16 protein-coding genes and 1 pseudogene are annotated in these 13,190 nt (G+C 64.4%); 8 read left to right on the top strand and 9 right to left on the bottom strand.

The genetic code is table 11. The features are described 5' to 3' along the window. Window positions 1-37: 37 nt before the first annotated feature. Entirely contained in the window at window positions 38-670 is a 633-nt protein-coding gene (locus IBX18_RS18980) for a LysE/ArgO family amino acid transporter (RefSeq protein WP_194834980.1), read from the bottom strand. A 73-nt stretch (window positions 671-743) separates the two neighbouring features. Between IBX18_RS18980 and IBX18_RS18975 the strand changes: the two genes are divergently transcribed. From IBX18_RS18975 to IBX18_RS18965, 3 genes are all read left to right on the top strand, one after another. Further along, entirely contained in the window at window positions 744-1,616 is an 873-nt protein-coding gene (locus IBX18_RS18975; protein WP_194834979.1) for a LysR family transcriptional regulator ArgP, read from the top strand. 122 nt (window positions 1,617-1,738) lie between these two features. Further along, the gene (locus IBX18_RS18970; protein WP_040733052.1) at window positions 1,739-2,071 is read left to right on the top strand and encodes an Lsr2 family protein; all 333 of its coding nucleotides are present in this window, start codon (window positions 1,739-1,741) and stop codon (window positions 2,069-2,071) included. Between the two features lie 167 nt (window positions 2,072-2,238). Further along, a complete protein-coding gene (locus IBX18_RS18965) occupies window positions 2,239-2,964 on the top strand; it encodes a PaaX family transcriptional regulator C-terminal domain-containing protein (RefSeq protein WP_194835443.1) in 726 nt (241 codons plus the stop codon). Window positions 2,965-2,980: 16 nt separating this feature from the next. Here IBX18_RS18965 and IBX18_RS18960 read toward each other — a convergent pair whose 3' ends face one another. Then, window positions 2,981-4,615 (bottom strand): acyl-CoA dehydrogenase family protein, encoded by a 1,635-nt coding sequence (locus tag IBX18_RS18960; protein ID WP_194834978.1) that lies wholly within the window; start codon window positions 4,613-4,615, stop codon window positions 2,981-2,983. Window positions 4,616-4,702: 87 nt separating this feature from the next. On the opposite strand from IBX18_RS18960, the gene IBX18_RS18955 reads away from it, so the two are divergent. Beyond that, window positions 4,703-5,719 carry a crotonase/enoyl-CoA hydratase family protein gene (locus IBX18_RS18955; protein ID WP_194834977.1) on the top strand — a complete coding sequence of 339 codons (1,017 nt, stop codon included), beginning with the start codon at window positions 4,703-4,705 and terminating at the stop codon, window positions 5,717-5,719. An 82-nt stretch (window positions 5,720-5,801) separates the two neighbouring features. On the opposite strand, the gene IBX18_RS18950 is transcribed toward IBX18_RS18955, so the two are convergent. Continuing rightward, on the bottom strand, window positions 5,802-6,536 hold the full coding sequence (locus IBX18_RS18950; protein ID WP_194834976.1) for a helix-turn-helix domain-containing protein: 735 nt from the start codon (window positions 6,534-6,536) through the stop codon (window positions 5,802-5,804). A gap of 115 nt (window positions 6,537-6,651) precedes the next feature. On the opposite strand from IBX18_RS18950, the gene IBX18_RS18945 reads away from it, so the two are divergent. Beyond that, window positions 6,652-7,770, top strand: a complete 1,119-nt coding sequence (locus IBX18_RS18945; RefSeq protein WP_194835442.1) for an MFS transporter — start codon at window positions 6,652-6,654, stop codon at window positions 7,768-7,770. 65 nt (window positions 7,771-7,835) lie between these two features. Here IBX18_RS18945 and IBX18_RS18940 read toward each other — a convergent pair whose 3' ends face one another. Next, the gene (locus tag IBX18_RS18940; protein ID WP_194834975.1) at window positions 7,836-8,306 is read right to left on the bottom strand and encodes a GntR family transcriptional regulator; all 471 of its coding nucleotides are present in this window, start codon (window positions 8,304-8,306) and stop codon (window positions 7,836-7,838) included. Between the two features lie 315 nt (window positions 8,307-8,621). Here IBX18_RS18940 and IBX18_RS43440 point away from each other — a divergent pair, with 315 nt between their 5' ends. Then, window positions 8,622-8,810, top strand: coding sequence for a WXG100 family type VII secretion target (locus tag IBX18_RS43440; RefSeq protein WP_194835441.1), 189 nt, complete (start codon window positions 8,622-8,624; stop codon window positions 8,808-8,810). On the opposite strand, the gene IBX18_RS18930 is transcribed toward IBX18_RS43440, so the two are convergent. Beyond that, on the bottom strand, window positions 8,765-8,920 hold the full coding sequence (locus IBX18_RS18930) for a hypothetical protein (RefSeq protein WP_194834974.1): 156 nt from the start codon (window positions 8,918-8,920) through the stop codon (window positions 8,765-8,767). The two genes, IBX18_RS43440 and IBX18_RS18930, sit on opposite strands and share 46 nt — an antisense overlap. A 25-nt stretch (window positions 8,921-8,945) precedes the next feature. Between IBX18_RS18930 and IBX18_RS18925 the strand changes: the two genes are divergently transcribed. Beyond that, complete coding sequence (locus tag IBX18_RS18925; RefSeq protein ID WP_373889204.1) at window positions 8,946-9,347, top strand: hypothetical protein; 402 nt, start codon at window positions 8,946-8,948, stop codon at window positions 9,345-9,347. Between the two features lie 94 nt (window positions 9,348-9,441). Continuing rightward, window positions 9,442-9,909: a hypothetical protein gene (locus IBX18_RS18920; RefSeq protein WP_194834972.1), complete on the top strand. Its 468-nt coding sequence runs from the start codon at window positions 9,442-9,444 to the stop codon at window positions 9,907-9,909. 369 nt (window positions 9,910-10,278) lie between these two features. On the opposite strand, the gene IBX18_RS43435 is transcribed toward IBX18_RS18920, so the two are convergent. From IBX18_RS43435 to IBX18_RS18905, 4 genes and pseudogenes are all read right to left on the bottom strand, one after another. After that, window positions 10,279-10,554 carry an RNase H family protein gene (locus IBX18_RS43435; protein ID WP_373889212.1) on the bottom strand — a complete coding sequence of 92 codons (276 nt, stop codon included), beginning with the start codon at window positions 10,552-10,554 and terminating at the stop codon, window positions 10,279-10,281. Window positions 10,555-10,900: 346 nt separating this feature from the next. Further along, window positions 10,901-11,113 (bottom strand): annotated as a pseudogene (locus IBX18_RS43430) (HAD hydrolase-like protein); the annotation flags it as partial. Between the two features lie 135 nt (window positions 11,114-11,248). Then, window positions 11,249-11,614 carry a hypothetical protein gene (locus tag IBX18_RS42140; protein ID WP_228541420.1) on the bottom strand — a complete coding sequence of 122 codons (366 nt, stop codon included), beginning with the start codon at window positions 11,612-11,614 and terminating at the stop codon, window positions 11,249-11,251. Between the two features lie 5 nt (window positions 11,615-11,619). Continuing rightward, a partial coding sequence (locus IBX18_RS18905; protein ID WP_194834970.1) for an MMPL family transporter occupies window positions 11,620-13,190 on the bottom strand: 1,571 nt, incomplete at its 5' end.

Raw genomic sequence — 13,190 nt, 5'->3', positions numbered from 1 at the left:
TGTGACACGCCGGATTTTGTTCGCCCGAAGGTCGACGTCACGCCGACGGCCCGGCCAGCACCAGTCCTGCGGCCAGCAGCGTCATCACCACGGCGATGACGGAATCCAGCACGCGCCAGGCGACCGGACGGGCGAACAGCGGGCCGAGCAGCCGTGCGCCGTAACCCAGACCGGTGAACCAGACGATGCTGCCGAGCATCGCGCCCGCACCGAGGAACCACCGGTCGGGGGTGGCGTAAGTACTCGCAATGGAACCCAGTAGCACCACCGTGTCCAGATAGACGTGCGGGTTCAGCCAGGTCAGGGCGAGACAGGTGGCGACGGTGGCACCCAGCGCGACCGTCGCGCCCGCCGACCCGGCGGCGAGCGTCGCCGATCCGAATGCCCGGCGGGCCGCGAGGGCGGCGTAGCCCAGCAGGAACGCGGCGCCCGCATACCGGACCACCGTGAGCACCCCGGGCACCGAGTGCACGACCGCACCGAATCCGGCGACGCCCGCGGCGATCAGCACGACGTCCGACAGCGCGCACACCACGACCACCGCGAAGACGTGCTGCCTGCGCACCCCCTGACGCAGCACGAAGGCGTTCTGTGCGCCGATGGCCACGATCAGCGAGAGTCCGACACCGAGACCGGAGAGGGCCGCCACAGCCGCCGAGGAGACGTTCATATTCATCGACGCTAAGCAGCACATTATCTCCAGGCAAACTAAAGTTTCTGCACTACCATTACGATTCCTTAACATGGATCTCCAGTTGGATCAGCTCCGCGCGTTGAACGCGGCGGTCACCGAGGGCACCTTCGACGCCGCGGCGAAGAGCCTGCGGATCACACCATCCGCGGTGAGCCAACGGATCAAAGCGCTGGAGGACGCGGCGGGCCGCGTCCTGCTACAGCGCACAAAACCGGTGCGCGCCACCGAATCCGGGCTCGCGGTGCTGCGGCTGGCCAGGCAGATCGAGTTGCTCGCCGTCGACACCGCCCGCGAACTCGGCGAGGCGCACCGACCGGCCCTGCTGCCCATCGCGGTCAACGCCGATTCCCTGGAAACCTGGGTGCTGCCCGCGCTCGCCGCCGCGCCGGCCGGCGTCTGCTTCGAAATCCACCGCGAGGACGAGGAACACACCACCCGGCTGCTCCGCGACGGCACGGTCATGGCGGCGATCACCGCCACCGCCGCACCGGTGCAGGGTTGCAAAGTCGAACGGCTCGGCGCGATGCGCTACCGGCCGATGGCCGAACCGCGCTTCGCGCGCACCTGGTTCGGTGACGGCGCGACCGCCAAGGCTTATGCGACAGCACCGGTGGTGCTATTCGATCGCAAAGACGATCTGCAAGACCGGCACCTGCGCCGCCGCAGCCGTCAACCCCTCGATCCACCGCGGCATTACGTTCCGTCTTCGGCCGGTTTCCTGGCGGCGGTGCGGCTCGGATTGGGCTGGGGCATGTTGCCGGACCTGCAATCCCGCAATTTTCCTACCACCGAGCTGGTACCCATCGATGGCGCGGCATTCATCGATGTCCCGCTGTACTGGCAGCAATGGCGGCTCGACGCACCGGCATTGAGCGCGGTGGCCGCTTCGATAGCCGCGACAGCGGCGGAATCGCTGCGCTGACTAGCGCACCCGGCGATGATCGTGCAGTTGTGCGGCACAGTACTTTTCTCCTCGCCGAGTTCGATGCGATACGGTATTAGTATTTCGAGCAATTACTCGTGCCTACGCAAAGGACGCATCCCATGGCCAAGAAAGTCACCGTCACCCTGGTCGACGACTACGACGGCAAGTCGAAAGCGAATGAAACAGTTCAATTTTCGATCGATGGCGTAGCCTACGAGATCGATCTGTCCACCAAGAACGCGGGCAAGCTGCGGGTGACCCTGGAGCCCTGGGCGGAAAAAGCGCGCAAGACAGGACGGGCGAAGCGCAAAGGCAGCGGTAAAGCGACTTCCGCGACCGATCGCGAGCAAACAGCGGCGATCCGGGAATGGGCCAGGAAGAACGGGCACAACGTATCGACGCGTGGCCGGATCCCCGCCGACATTGTTGCTGCATATAACAACGCGAACTAGCGAAACCGGAGGAATCGGACCTCGGCCGGAGCACATCGCCAGTTCACGGGAGTTCCGGCGGCGATGTCGCACGGCGGTCCCGGCACTCGCGTCGGTAGAATTTCGGGTTCGTCGGCCGGAGTTCGGCCGACGGTGACGCGGAGAGGACGGGGTGTGTGGCGAAGCGCATGCGAAAGCTGACCGCTCGGTCAGCGATTCTGAGTGCGTTGCTCGGCGCGCATCCGGCGGAAGCACCGGTCAGCTGGATCGTTTCGGTGGCCGAGGAGCTGGGCCTGCAACAATCGGCCGTGCGGGTCGCGCTGACCCGGATGGTTGCCATGGGTGATCTGGAACGCGCGAACGGCGTATATCGGCTCTCGGACCGGCTGATCGAGCGCCAGCGCAGGCAGGACGCGGCGGTGAGTCCCGTCGTGAAAGCTTGGGGCGGCGAATGGTATCTGGCGGTGGTGACGGCCGTCGGTGACGACGCGCCCGCGCGGACCGCGTTCCGAGATACCATGCGCGCCCGCAAACTCGGCGAATTACGCGAAGGTGTGTGGACCCGGCCCGCGAACATCGAGATCGTTCTCGGGCCGGAGGCAGGCAGGCGGGTTTCGGTGTTCACCGCGGCGCCCGGGGATTCACCGGTCGCGCTGGCGGAAACCCTTTTCGCGCCACGGCTTTGGGCGCAGGACGCGCAGCGGTTGCTCGGCGAGTTCGCGAGTTCGTCGTCGCTGCGCGAGCGGTTCGAGGTGGCGGCAGCGGCGGTGCGGCATATTCTCGACGATCCCTTGCTGCCCGATCCGCTGCTCCCCGCCGACTGGCCCGGGTCGGCGTTGCGCGCCGAATACGCGACGTTCCGTACCGAATTCATGGCATTCGCCGAACACCTGCTCGTCACATCGGACGCTTGAAAACTCCTGACCGGTTTCAGCGGCTCGTCTTGGGCGTGGCGCGCTGAATGATCGCCGCGCTGTCGATACCGGTCGGCAAGGTACCGAAAACATCGCCGTGCTCGCCGCCGAGCCTGCTGACGGTGAAGGCATCCGCGACGGCCGGATGACCGAAGCGAACAAGCAGTGACGCCTGGAGTACCTGCGCCATATCGCCGACGATCCGGCGGGCGCGATGCTGGATGGTGTCGAAGTCGCCGAATTGCCCCTCCAGCCGGGCGATTGCGGCGTCCAGGTGCGCATCGGCGCCGGCCGCGCGTTTGACCTCGTCGAAAAATGCGCCGAGGGTTTCCGGTTGTTTGGCCATCGCGCGCAGAGTGTCGAGTGCGGCGACATTGCCCGACCCTTCCCAGACAGACATCAACGGGGCTTCCCGATACAACCGCGGCATCCGCGATTCTTCGACATATCCGTTGCCGCCCAGGCATTCCAGCGCTTCGGCGGCGTGGATCGGGCCGCGTTTGCACACATAGTATTTGCTCACCGCCAACGAGATCCGGCGCAACTGGTCGGCGCCGTCCTCGCCGGCCGTCGCACGATCGGTGAGGTCGGCCAGCCACATTGCGACCGTGGTCGCCGCCTCCGCCTCGATCGCGAGATCGGCCAGCACATTACGCATCAGCGGTTGATCGGCCAGCGTCGCGCCGAACGCGCTGCGGTGCGCGGCGTGATGCGCGGCCGCGGCGACCCCCGTGCGCATCGCGGTGGCGGTGCCGATGGTGCAGTCCAGGCGGGTCAGGTTGACCATCTCGATGATCGTCGGCACGCCCCGGCCTTCGGCACCGACCAGCCAGCCGACGGTGTTGTCGTATTCGACCTCGCTGCTGGCATTGGAGTGATTGCCCAGCTTGTCCTTGAGCCGTTGCAGCGCAAAGGTATTGCGGGTGCCGTCGGGTAGCACGCGCGGGACGAAGAAGCAGGACAGCCCGCCCGGCGCCTGCGCGAGCACCAGGAATACATCCGACATCGGTGCGGAGGTGAACCACTTGTGACCGGTGATCCGGTAGGTGCCGTCGGGCATCGGGGTGGCGGCGGTGGTATTCGCCCGGACGTCCGAGCCGCCTTGCTTTTCCGTCATCGACATTCCGGCGATCAGACCGCGTTTGGACAGCGGCGCACGCAGGACGGGGTCGTATTCCTTTGCGCACAGCAAAGGTTCGTACTGAGCGGCCAGTTCGGGAGCGGCGCGCAAGGCGGGCACCACGGCGTAGGTCATCGAGATCGGGCAGCCGTGCCCGGCGTCGACCGGGCCCCACACGCTCAATTTCGCAGCACGGGTCAAATGCGGGTTCGGCCGGCTGTCCGCCCACACCGCGCCGTGCAATCCGAAGCCGACCGCGTAGGTCATCAATCGGTGATAACTCGGGTCGTAGACGACCTCGTCGATGCGATTGCCATAACGATCGTGTGTCTTCAGTACCGGCTGGTGTGTCTCGGCGAGGTCACCGAGCTCGAGGGCTTCGGCGCTGCCCGCCAGCCGTCCGATCTCGTGCAGCTCGTCGAGCGCGTGCTCGGCGCCCGCGCGGTGCAGCGCCTCGAGCAGCACCGGCTGCTCGGCGGCGTCGTAGTCGACGAGCGGAGGAACCTGGTTCGTGACCGCGTGGGTGGGCATGAAATCAGTATTACAGTGTTCCGTCAATTGACACAAGTATGTAATATCAAGGGACGTTGTTCGCGCCGATGTAGTCAGGAAACCCTCTTGTCAGACTTCGAGAATCATTCCGGGACCCGTCCGGCCGCCTGGTATGAGGGACTCACCGAAGCCCCCGATTCGCCATGGGCCGGCCGCGAGCTGCCGCCCACCGACATCAGCTATCGCACCCTGACCTACGAGGTCACCGGCCGGATCGCGCGAATAACCTTCAACCGGCCCGAGCACGGCAATGCCATCACCTCCGACACTCCGATCGAGCTCGCGCACGCGGTCGAACGGGCCGACCTCGACCCGCGGGTGCACGTCATGGTGGTTTCCGGGCGCGGCAAGGGTTTCTGTGGTGGCTACGACCTATCGCTCTTCGCGGAAAGCGGGTTCCAGGGCGACGACGCGGACTCCACCACCGGCACGGTGCTGGATCCGATGGCCCAGGCGCGTAACCACAATCCTTGGGGCACTTGGGATCCCATGGTCGACTACGCGATGATGAGCCGGTTCAATCGCGGTTTCGCCAGTCTGCTGCACGCCAACAAGCCGACCGTCGCCAAACTGCATGGCTTCGCCGTCGCGGGCGGTACCGATATCGCGCTCTATGCCGACCAGATCATCTGTGCCGACGACACCAAGATCGGGTATCCGCCCACCCGTGTCTGGGGCATTCCGGCCGCGGGGATGTGGGCACACCGGCTCGGTGATCAGCGCGCCAAACGGCTGCTGTTCACCGGTGACTGTTTATCCGGCAAGCAGGCCGAGGAATGGGGGCTCGCAGTCGAATCCGTCCCGGTCGATGAGCTCGATGAGCGCACCGAGGCGTTGCTCGAACGGATCGCGCGGATGCCGATCAATCAGCTGATGATGGCGAAGCTGGCGCTCAACAGTGCGTTGCTCCAGCAAGGTGTGGCTAATTCGGGGATGATCAGCACGGTTTTCGACGGGATTTCCCGGCATACTCGTGAGGGTTACGCGTTTCAATTACGTTCTGCCACTGAGGGTTTCCGGGAGGCTGTGCGCGAGCGGGACGAGCCGTACGGGGACTGGAAGCGGGCGCAGTTCGAGAAGTAGTGGTCTTTCGGGGTGAGCACGCGGCGGGTTTCGATTGGTCGTGCCCTTAGGGCTCGCTTGTGGTGCAACACCTTTCGGGCGCTTACTTCAGGTCTCGGCTCGCGCCCGGGGTGTGGCCGAGCGTGCGGCGGTAGACCTCGATGAACGCACTGGCCGATGACCAGCCGCACCGATACGCGACTGTGGTGACCGATACCTGCTCGGCGAGTAGTTGCACGGCGTGGTGCAGCCGTAGCTGAGTGCGCCACTGCGGGTACGTCATTGCGAATTCGGTGCGGAACAGGCGAGTAAGCGTTCGCTCGCCGGCACCGACCCGGCGGCCGAGCCCGGCCAGGGTCCACACCTCGGTGAGGTCGGATTCGACCAGCGCGCAAGCCTTTCGGAGTCGCTCGTCGCGTGCAGCGGGTAGCCGCAACGGCTGTTCGGGGCTGCGGCGCAGTTGATCGAGCAGGACCTGGCGCAGCAGGATCAGTTCGGCGTCGGGCAGGTCCTGGGCCGTCGAGCAGGTGATGATGAGCTCGCGGACCAGCGGCAATGCCGCTAGCACCGCCGGGGATGTCCAGTCGGGGGCCAGCTCGCGCGGGAAGCCCACCGTGTGGAAGCGCGTCGGGCCGTAGAAGTGGTGTTCGTGCCAGCTGCCCGCGGGGATCCAGATCGCGCGGTCCGCCGGAGCGATCCAGCTGCCCGCCTCGGTGCGGACCTCGGCCACACCGGAGCTCGGATAGACCACCTGATGGTCGGCATGCCGGTGCCGATGGATGCGCGCTCCGCCGGTCAGCGTCTTCGCCACCGTGGTTCCCTGGCGGAAGATCGACATAATCAGGCAGTTTATCGGAATCCTGCTGATGCCCGCCGTCCATAGGCTGCCGGATGGCACAGGAGGAGACATGGTGAGCACAGATGTTGTGGTGGTGCGGTCCGCATGGAAACGCATGCGGTACTGGGTGATCGCCCATGCGGTCGACGACTTCTATCAGGGGCTGGTGCCCGCGAGCATTCCGTTCTTCGTACTGGAGCGGAACTACAGTTATGTCGCCGCGTCGGGTCTCGCGCTCGCCGCGGCGTTGGGGAGTTCGCTCCCCCAGCCGGTACTCGGTCTGCTCGCTGATCGGTGGCGGTTGCTCTGGCTCGCGCCTGCCGGGGTGGCGGTGGCCGGGCTCGGCGCCGGATTGTCCGGGCTGGCACCGAGCTACCCCATCGTGTGGATCTTGTTGCTGCTCTCGGGGATCGGCGTTGCCGCGTTCCACCCGTCGGCGGGCCGGGACGCTAGGCGGGACGCGGGAAACAGCGCGTCAGCTATGAGTTTGTTCGCCGCCGGTGGCAGCGTCGGATTCTTCTTGGCCCCTGCACTTGCCACACCGGCACTGGTCTCCTACGGCGTCGGCGCCACCGCATTCTTCATTCCCCCAGCGGTTTTGCTGGGCTTCCTGCTGTGGCGCTACCAACTGCGCCAAGCCGTCGGCTCGATTGACACGACTTCGACCGTCGGCCACGACCGGTGGATTCCGTTCCTCGTGCTCACCGCCGTCGCCGTCGTCCGCGCCATCATCTCCTTCGGTCTCAGCACCTTCCTCGCGCTGTATTGGATCAACTCCCTCGGAGGGTCGCGCGCACTCGGCGGCGCCGCCCTGACCGCGTTCATGGCCGGAGGCGTAGCAGGCACGCTGCTGGGTGGCCGCCTCGCCGACCGCATCGGCACGCTGCGCACCATGCAAATCGGCAGCGTCGCAGCCATTCCCGCGATGTTCGCGTTACGTCTGACGCCGAGCCCGCTACTGGGACTCGCCCTTGCCGCGCTCACCGGCATCACGGTGAACATCCCCTTCGCAGTACTCGTCAAACTGAGCCAGGACTACCTACCGAACCGCCCCGGCACCGCCGCCGGCGTAACCCTCGGCCTAGCAGTCAGCGCCGGCGGACTGTTCGTGCCACTGCTCGGCATGCTCGCCGACCACCAAGGGCCACAAGCAGTCCTGACGGCTCTATGTTTCGTTCCTGTCGTCGCAGTCGGCCTGGCCCTACTCCTCCCCCAACCCACCCACCGCGATTGACAACTTCACGAGAGCTCGGCCTGATTCTTGCCGCGCGAGATCAGCGGCGCATGCCGAACGGGCCGCTAGCGGTCCAGCCGCGGCAGCCCGCCGATTCGACCGTTCGCCAGGCCGAGGTGCTCGCCGATGTCGGCGATGCTCATGCCGTGGTCATTGGCGTCCTCGATAGCGGTCTGGCGGATGCCGGAGAGCTCAGCGATGCGGAGTTGGTAGTGGGTGATCAGATTGGCGGCCAGCTGCGCTCGCCGGATCGGGTGCGCCACGGCACGAATCTCGTCGACATCGTCGTCGACCGTAGGGCTCTCGGGCTGGGCCACCGGCGATTGATCGATCACGAAGGTGCCGCGCCGTGGCACGGTGCGCACAAGTTGCCGGGTGGCCAGCAACTGGATGGCTTGCCGGATCACCGACCGCGATACACCATGCCGCTCAGCCAATTCCGCATGACTCGGCAGCTGCGCGCCACCGGCCAGGCTTCGGTTACGGATCCGCCGCGCGTAGTCGTCCGCGATGGTGACGTAAGCCGGTTCGGCCATCGCTCGATCCCTTCATCTGCGGTCACTCCGTTCGAGGGTACGGCGGTGAATCGGATCGCGCGGAGGTCACCGATGGAACCTGTTGCGTTTCAACGGTTCCTGAAGGGGGGAACAGCTTGTTCAGTGGTTGCTAACAATGCCTAGGGAAGGGCATGGGCGAGCCGCCGGTGGAGTCGGTGGTGCTGGATGACAGCGACTGGTCCATAGGCGGCAGCATCCAGCGGGTCCGCAACCTCGGACATCGCATCGGAGGCCGATAGAATCGCATCGCATGAGTGAGAGTGGGGGACTCCGCCGGGGCGTGAGGTAGACGAACTGGCGTCCAGCGGCTGGGGCGGTACCGCAGCAACAGCTTTCGCGGAAGGGTGGCGAGAATCCCGAAATGGCGGCGGCAAGATCGTCGATGCGTTGGCGGTCATGGCAGACAAGCTCGGCGTAAGCGCCGACAACTATCAGGCTCAGGACACGGCAGCCGCGTCACGAACGTCGAGTCCGAACCTGTGACCGACGAATTCCGCGTCGATCTCGATCACCTCGATCAGCTGGTAGCACGACTGTCGGGACTCGGCGGGTTCTTGCGCGATCACCTCGCCGAACTCGAGCGCCGCAGGCATAGATCCCCGTCTTGTTCTGGCCATTGTGTATAACGAGGGCGGATACCGCTCCGACTCGTTCATCGAGAGAGAAATGAGTCACGCGTACGACGTGTTCATTCGCGAGGGAGGGAATCTCATACGATCGAAATCCTTGGGATTGACCAATATTAAGGAGGACACCTTCAACGAATTCAAGAGCAAATTTCCGGCCGAGTTCTCAGGCAAGAACTGGTCCGACCCGAAGGAAGACCCCGATCTCGCGATCATGGCTGCCACATACAATCTCGAGGGGATCCAAGACCAGTACGCAGGCGAAGTACCGGACGAGCTTAAGGAAAAGTTCACGCTCGACCAATTCCTGGCCGCCGGATACAACGCTGAGCGAAATATTCCCGACTATTTCGAGGCAGGCTACCTCGACACAGTCGTACAAGGTATGTTCTGATGACGAATACTGCGCTCGAAAAGGCGCAGCAGCTGCTCAGCGGGGTGTACACATGCGAATAAGCTGGACACGGACCCCCTCGAAGCGAGTCGCGATGCTCGTCGTCGGTCTCCTACTGCTGGGAGCTGTCATCTGGGGCATTGTCGAGTGGTTGTCCAGGCCCAATGACGCCGAGCGCTGCCTGAACCAGCTGCACGTACCGGGCTTCACGAAGGTGACACAGAAGGCGGATACCACTGACGCCGGACCATGGGCAGAGGCAGTATTCGTGGGATCGCCGGTGCAGGACATCAAAGCAATCATCACGGGACCCGGACTGCAGCTCCGATTGCCGCGCTCCACCAAACAGACCACCAGTCCGCCGACGAGCCGACCTACGGCCATTCTTCCGGCCGAAGAGTGGGTAGCTTATGGAGATGTTGCGAACAACTGCCATGTTTCCATATACAAAGCGCTCGACAATCGCGGTGCTTCATGGAAACTGACCGAGGGGCAAACTGCAGGCCTGGAGGATGGAACCCTCGATGTCTTCAGGTTTCAAGTCACCTGTGGTGATGGATGAGCGCCTGCAAGGAATGACCTTACGAAGAACCTGGTACACCCAGCGTTCTCTTCTGCAGAATACGAGCCCGCCGGAGTAATGTGATCATCCCCGCTTCTTTCTGCCCCATTGCGGCGTGCAACGCCACTCGCAAGGTTGCAGTTCTGCGGGATCTACCGTGTGCCCCGCAACCGGAACGATGTCATGCGTCGCCTTTCCCTGCCGCGCGAAGGCCGCCTGTCCCTCGAGTAGCCATTGGCATCGAGGGTCGTTGTGGTACGCCCGGCCGCCACGAGTTCTGTAGCCGTGAACCAATACTCCCGGTCGGCAACGATCGCCAGTAGTCGCACTGGCCCGCCGGTAGTTCTTGACGACACAGATCGTCCTCGGCTATCTCGCTGCTCTGCACTGGTGGCAGGTTTCCCGCACTCGGGTCGTAGCGTGGATCTGAGTCTCATCGCGGACATTGAACAGGTCCGACGGATGGTAGGGAAGAAGTTCTGGCGTTTGTTCGACCTGCGCCATGGCAGCCGCCTCCTTGGTGCCGCGAACAGCGCGACGATTTGCACGCTCGTTCTCGGGGTGGCCGTGGTGACCGCGCACCCACTCCCCTTCGACGGTGTGCTCGCGAGCCAGTTCGGCGAGCCGCTCCCATTGGCACGCCATTTCGGCAGCGAGTTCTTCGCGCCGAGGACCACATACTTGCTGTCCGATGACACCCGAACAAACGAACGACACAGCCCCCCACTGGTCGTCTCGCTCTGCGGGCATGTCGGTGCCCGTGGGCAATCGTCATCAATGCAATTGATGACGACTACCCGTCACTCGGCGGTGATCCACTCGAGATCATGAATGATGTCATGGTCGAGCAGATAACGGTCCATCTCGAGATCCAAGACCGTCCCCGGATTCATCAAAACCGCCTGGAGCCAAGTGCAACAGCGCCTCCACCAGCTGGGATAGGAGCACCAAAGTGCATGATCGACCGGCCGCCCGCCAGGTGTGGTGGTCGTTATTGCCTGTCGGCAAGGTGTTGACGGCTGGCGGCGATGACGCCCTCGACGAGGTGGAGTCGTCTGTGTTCGATGTCGGTCAGGGCGGGGATGAGCAGGGTTGGTATTCCGGCCTCGACCGCGGCCCCGTCGTGGCAGGCTCGATCGCCGACCATCAGAGTGTGTTCGGGCAGAGTTGCGAGTCGATCCAGGGCCAGGCGAAATATGGCGGGGTCGGGTCTTCTGTATCCCGTGTACGTAGGACAAGACGAAGGTGTCGATCAGGTCGAGCAGACCCGCCCGAGCGAAGGCCGGCCGAATGTCGAAGTGTATGTCGCTGAGAATGCTTATCTTGCAACCGATTTCAGTCACTGCCCCGCAGTGACTTGGCGGCATCGTTTGGCGAATGGGTTGTAGGTTGGATCGGACTCGACAGCGTAGAGAGCGTCGGCGATTTCGGTGTCGAGGCCCGCGTCTGCGAATACGGCGTAGTAGGTGTCTTTGTGCAGCGCGGCGGTGATGTCGACGTGCGGCCCGCCGAGCCGGTCCGGCCGACCAGCCGCCATTTCGATCGCCTGCCATAAGGCTGCGGTCGCGTGGTCGTCGCGTTCACGACCGCTGCGGCGAAGCGCTTCGCGTGTCCAGCCGTGTGGGTCCAAACCCGACACCAGCGTGCCTCGCCAGTCGAAGATCACGGCTTGGATCGGTTGCTCTGAACGATGCGTTATCGACATGACTGTCAACGGCTTTCGTTCAGTGTGCGGTTGATTGGGTTGGTGGGCGGTTCAGGGTCGGTGGACAGGGCTCGTGGCGGGCGTGGTCGCCGGAGTCGTGACACCCGCCGTGGTGACGGTGCGGGGTCGGGACCGAACACCGCGGGCAGCTGTGTGGTGACCGGATCGGTGACCGGTGTGGTGCGGATCAGATCTACCGGGTTGGCGTTACGCGGGTGCGTGTCATCGAGGACAGGTTCACCCAGGCCGACCTTCTGCTGAATACGTTTCATCCATTGTGGTGCCCACCAGCAGTCGTCGCCGAGCAGTTTCATGGTCGCTGGCACCAGCAGCATGCGCAATACTGTGGCGTCGATGACCAGGGCCGCGATCATGCCGACAGCGATGTACTGCATCATCACCAGATCCGAGAACGCGAACGCGCCGACAACCACTAGCAGGATCAGCGCGGCGGCGGTGATGATGCGCCCGGTGTGGGCGGTGCCGATGCGCACTGCCTCGGTGGTCGAGGCTCCTTGCGCGCGGGCTTCGACCATGCGGGAGAGCAGGAAGACCTCGTAGTCGGTGGACAGACCGTAGATGATGGCCATGATGACCACCAGTACCGGCGAGGTGATCGGTTGCGGGGTGAAGTTCAGCAGCGTTTCGCCGTGGCCGTCGATGAAGATCCAGGTCAGGATTCCGAGGGTGGAGCCGAGGCCGAGCGCGCTCATCAGGGCTGCCTTGATCGGCAGTACCAGTGACCCGAAAGTCAGAAACATCAGCACTGTCGTGACGAGCACGACCAGGGTGACCATCCACGGTATCCGCGACAGCAGGGTGTCGACGCTGTCTTTCTGCAGGGCGGGCATGCCGCCGACGAGCATACGCACAGACTCGGGCTGTGGGAGGTCACGCAAGTAATCGATGGAGGGCCCGGCGTTGCTTGAGTCGGTGAGCGCGGTGGTGGTGCGGAAGACCTCGGGTTGTGTGGTCGAGCGGGACGGCACACCGAAGGGGGCGGCCAGGCCCGGTGCTGTGTTGGCTTGTTTCCACAGCGCGCCGACCGCCTTGGAGTCGTTGGAGACGAAGACCAATTCGATGGGGTCGGATTTGCGGAGCGGGAAGAGCTGGTCGAATTCCTGTTGGGCAAGACGTGTCGGGTTGTCCGGCGGCAGGTACTTCTCGCTGAGTCCGCCGAATGCCAGGTTGCCGATGGGCTGGATCAGCAGCACGAGCCCGAGGACCAGTGGGACCAATACCTTGACCGGGTGGCGCATGACCCATCGGGTGCTGCGACCCCAGAACCCGTTCTCGACCTTCTCAGCGGGTCTGGTCCTGCGAAACCGCTTGATACCCAGCATGTCCACGCGTGGACCGAGGACTGGCAGCATCGCGGGCAGGATCGTGATGGCGGTCAGCGCCGCCATCGATACCGTGGCGATCGCGCCGTAGGCGAAGGATTTCAGAAATCCTTGCGGGAACAGCAGCATCCCGCCGACGCTGGCGACGATCATCGTCGCGGAGAAGACAACGGTGCGGCCCGCGGTCATGACCGTGCGCCGCACGGCTGCAGCGGTGTCATAGCCTTCGGCGA

This window comes from Nocardia sp. XZ_19_369 (genome assembly GCF_015355715.1).
Taxonomy (GTDB): domain Bacteria; phylum Actinomycetota; class Actinomycetes; order Mycobacteriales; family Mycobacteriaceae; genus Nocardia.
Note: the sequence above shows the minus strand (reverse complement) of the source record. Positions and strands in the feature narration are given on the sequence as shown.

Coding starts and splice junctions, on each gene's coding strand:
- IBX18_RS18980 (WP_194834980.1), bottom strand. CDS start 670: ATGAACGTCTCCTCGGCGGCTGTGGCGGCCCTCTCCGGTCTCGGTGTC.
- IBX18_RS18975 (WP_194834979.1), top strand. CDS start 744: ATGGATCTCCAGTTGGATCAGCTCCGCGCGTTGAACGCGGCGGTCACC.
- IBX18_RS18970 (WP_040733052.1), top strand. CDS start 1,739: ATGGCCAAGAAAGTCACCGTCACCCTGGTCGACGACTACGACGGCAAG.
- IBX18_RS18965 (WP_194835443.1), top strand. CDS start 2,239: ATGCGAAAGCTGACCGCTCGGTCAGCGATTCTGAGTGCGTTGCTCGGC.
- IBX18_RS18960 (WP_194834978.1), bottom strand. CDS start 4,615: ATGCCCACCCACGCGGTCACGAACCAGGTTCCTCCGCTCGTCGACTAC.
- IBX18_RS18950 (WP_194834976.1), bottom strand. CDS start 6,536: ATGTCGATCTTCCGCCAGGGAACCACGGTGGCGAAGACGCTGACCGGC.
- IBX18_RS18945 (WP_194835442.1), top strand. CDS start 6,652: ATGCGGTACTGGGTGATCGCCCATGCGGTCGACGACTTCTATCAGGGG.
- IBX18_RS18940 (WP_194834975.1), bottom strand. CDS start 8,306: ATGGCCGAACCGGCTTACGTCACCATCGCGGACGACTACGCGCGGCGG.
- IBX18_RS18930 (WP_194834974.1), bottom strand. CDS start 8,920: ATGCCTGCGGCGCTCGAGTTCGGCGAGGTGATCGCGCAAGAACCCGCC.
- IBX18_RS18920 (WP_194834972.1), top strand. CDS start 9,442: ATGCTCGTCGTCGGTCTCCTACTGCTGGGAGCTGTCATCTGGGGCATT.
- IBX18_RS43435 (WP_373889212.1), bottom strand. CDS start 10,554: ATGGCGTGCCAATGGGAGCGGCTCGCCGAACTGGCTCGCGAGCACACC.
- IBX18_RS42140 (WP_228541420.1), bottom strand. CDS start 11,614: ATGTCGATAACGCATCGTTCAGAGCAACCGATCCAAGCCGTGATCTTC.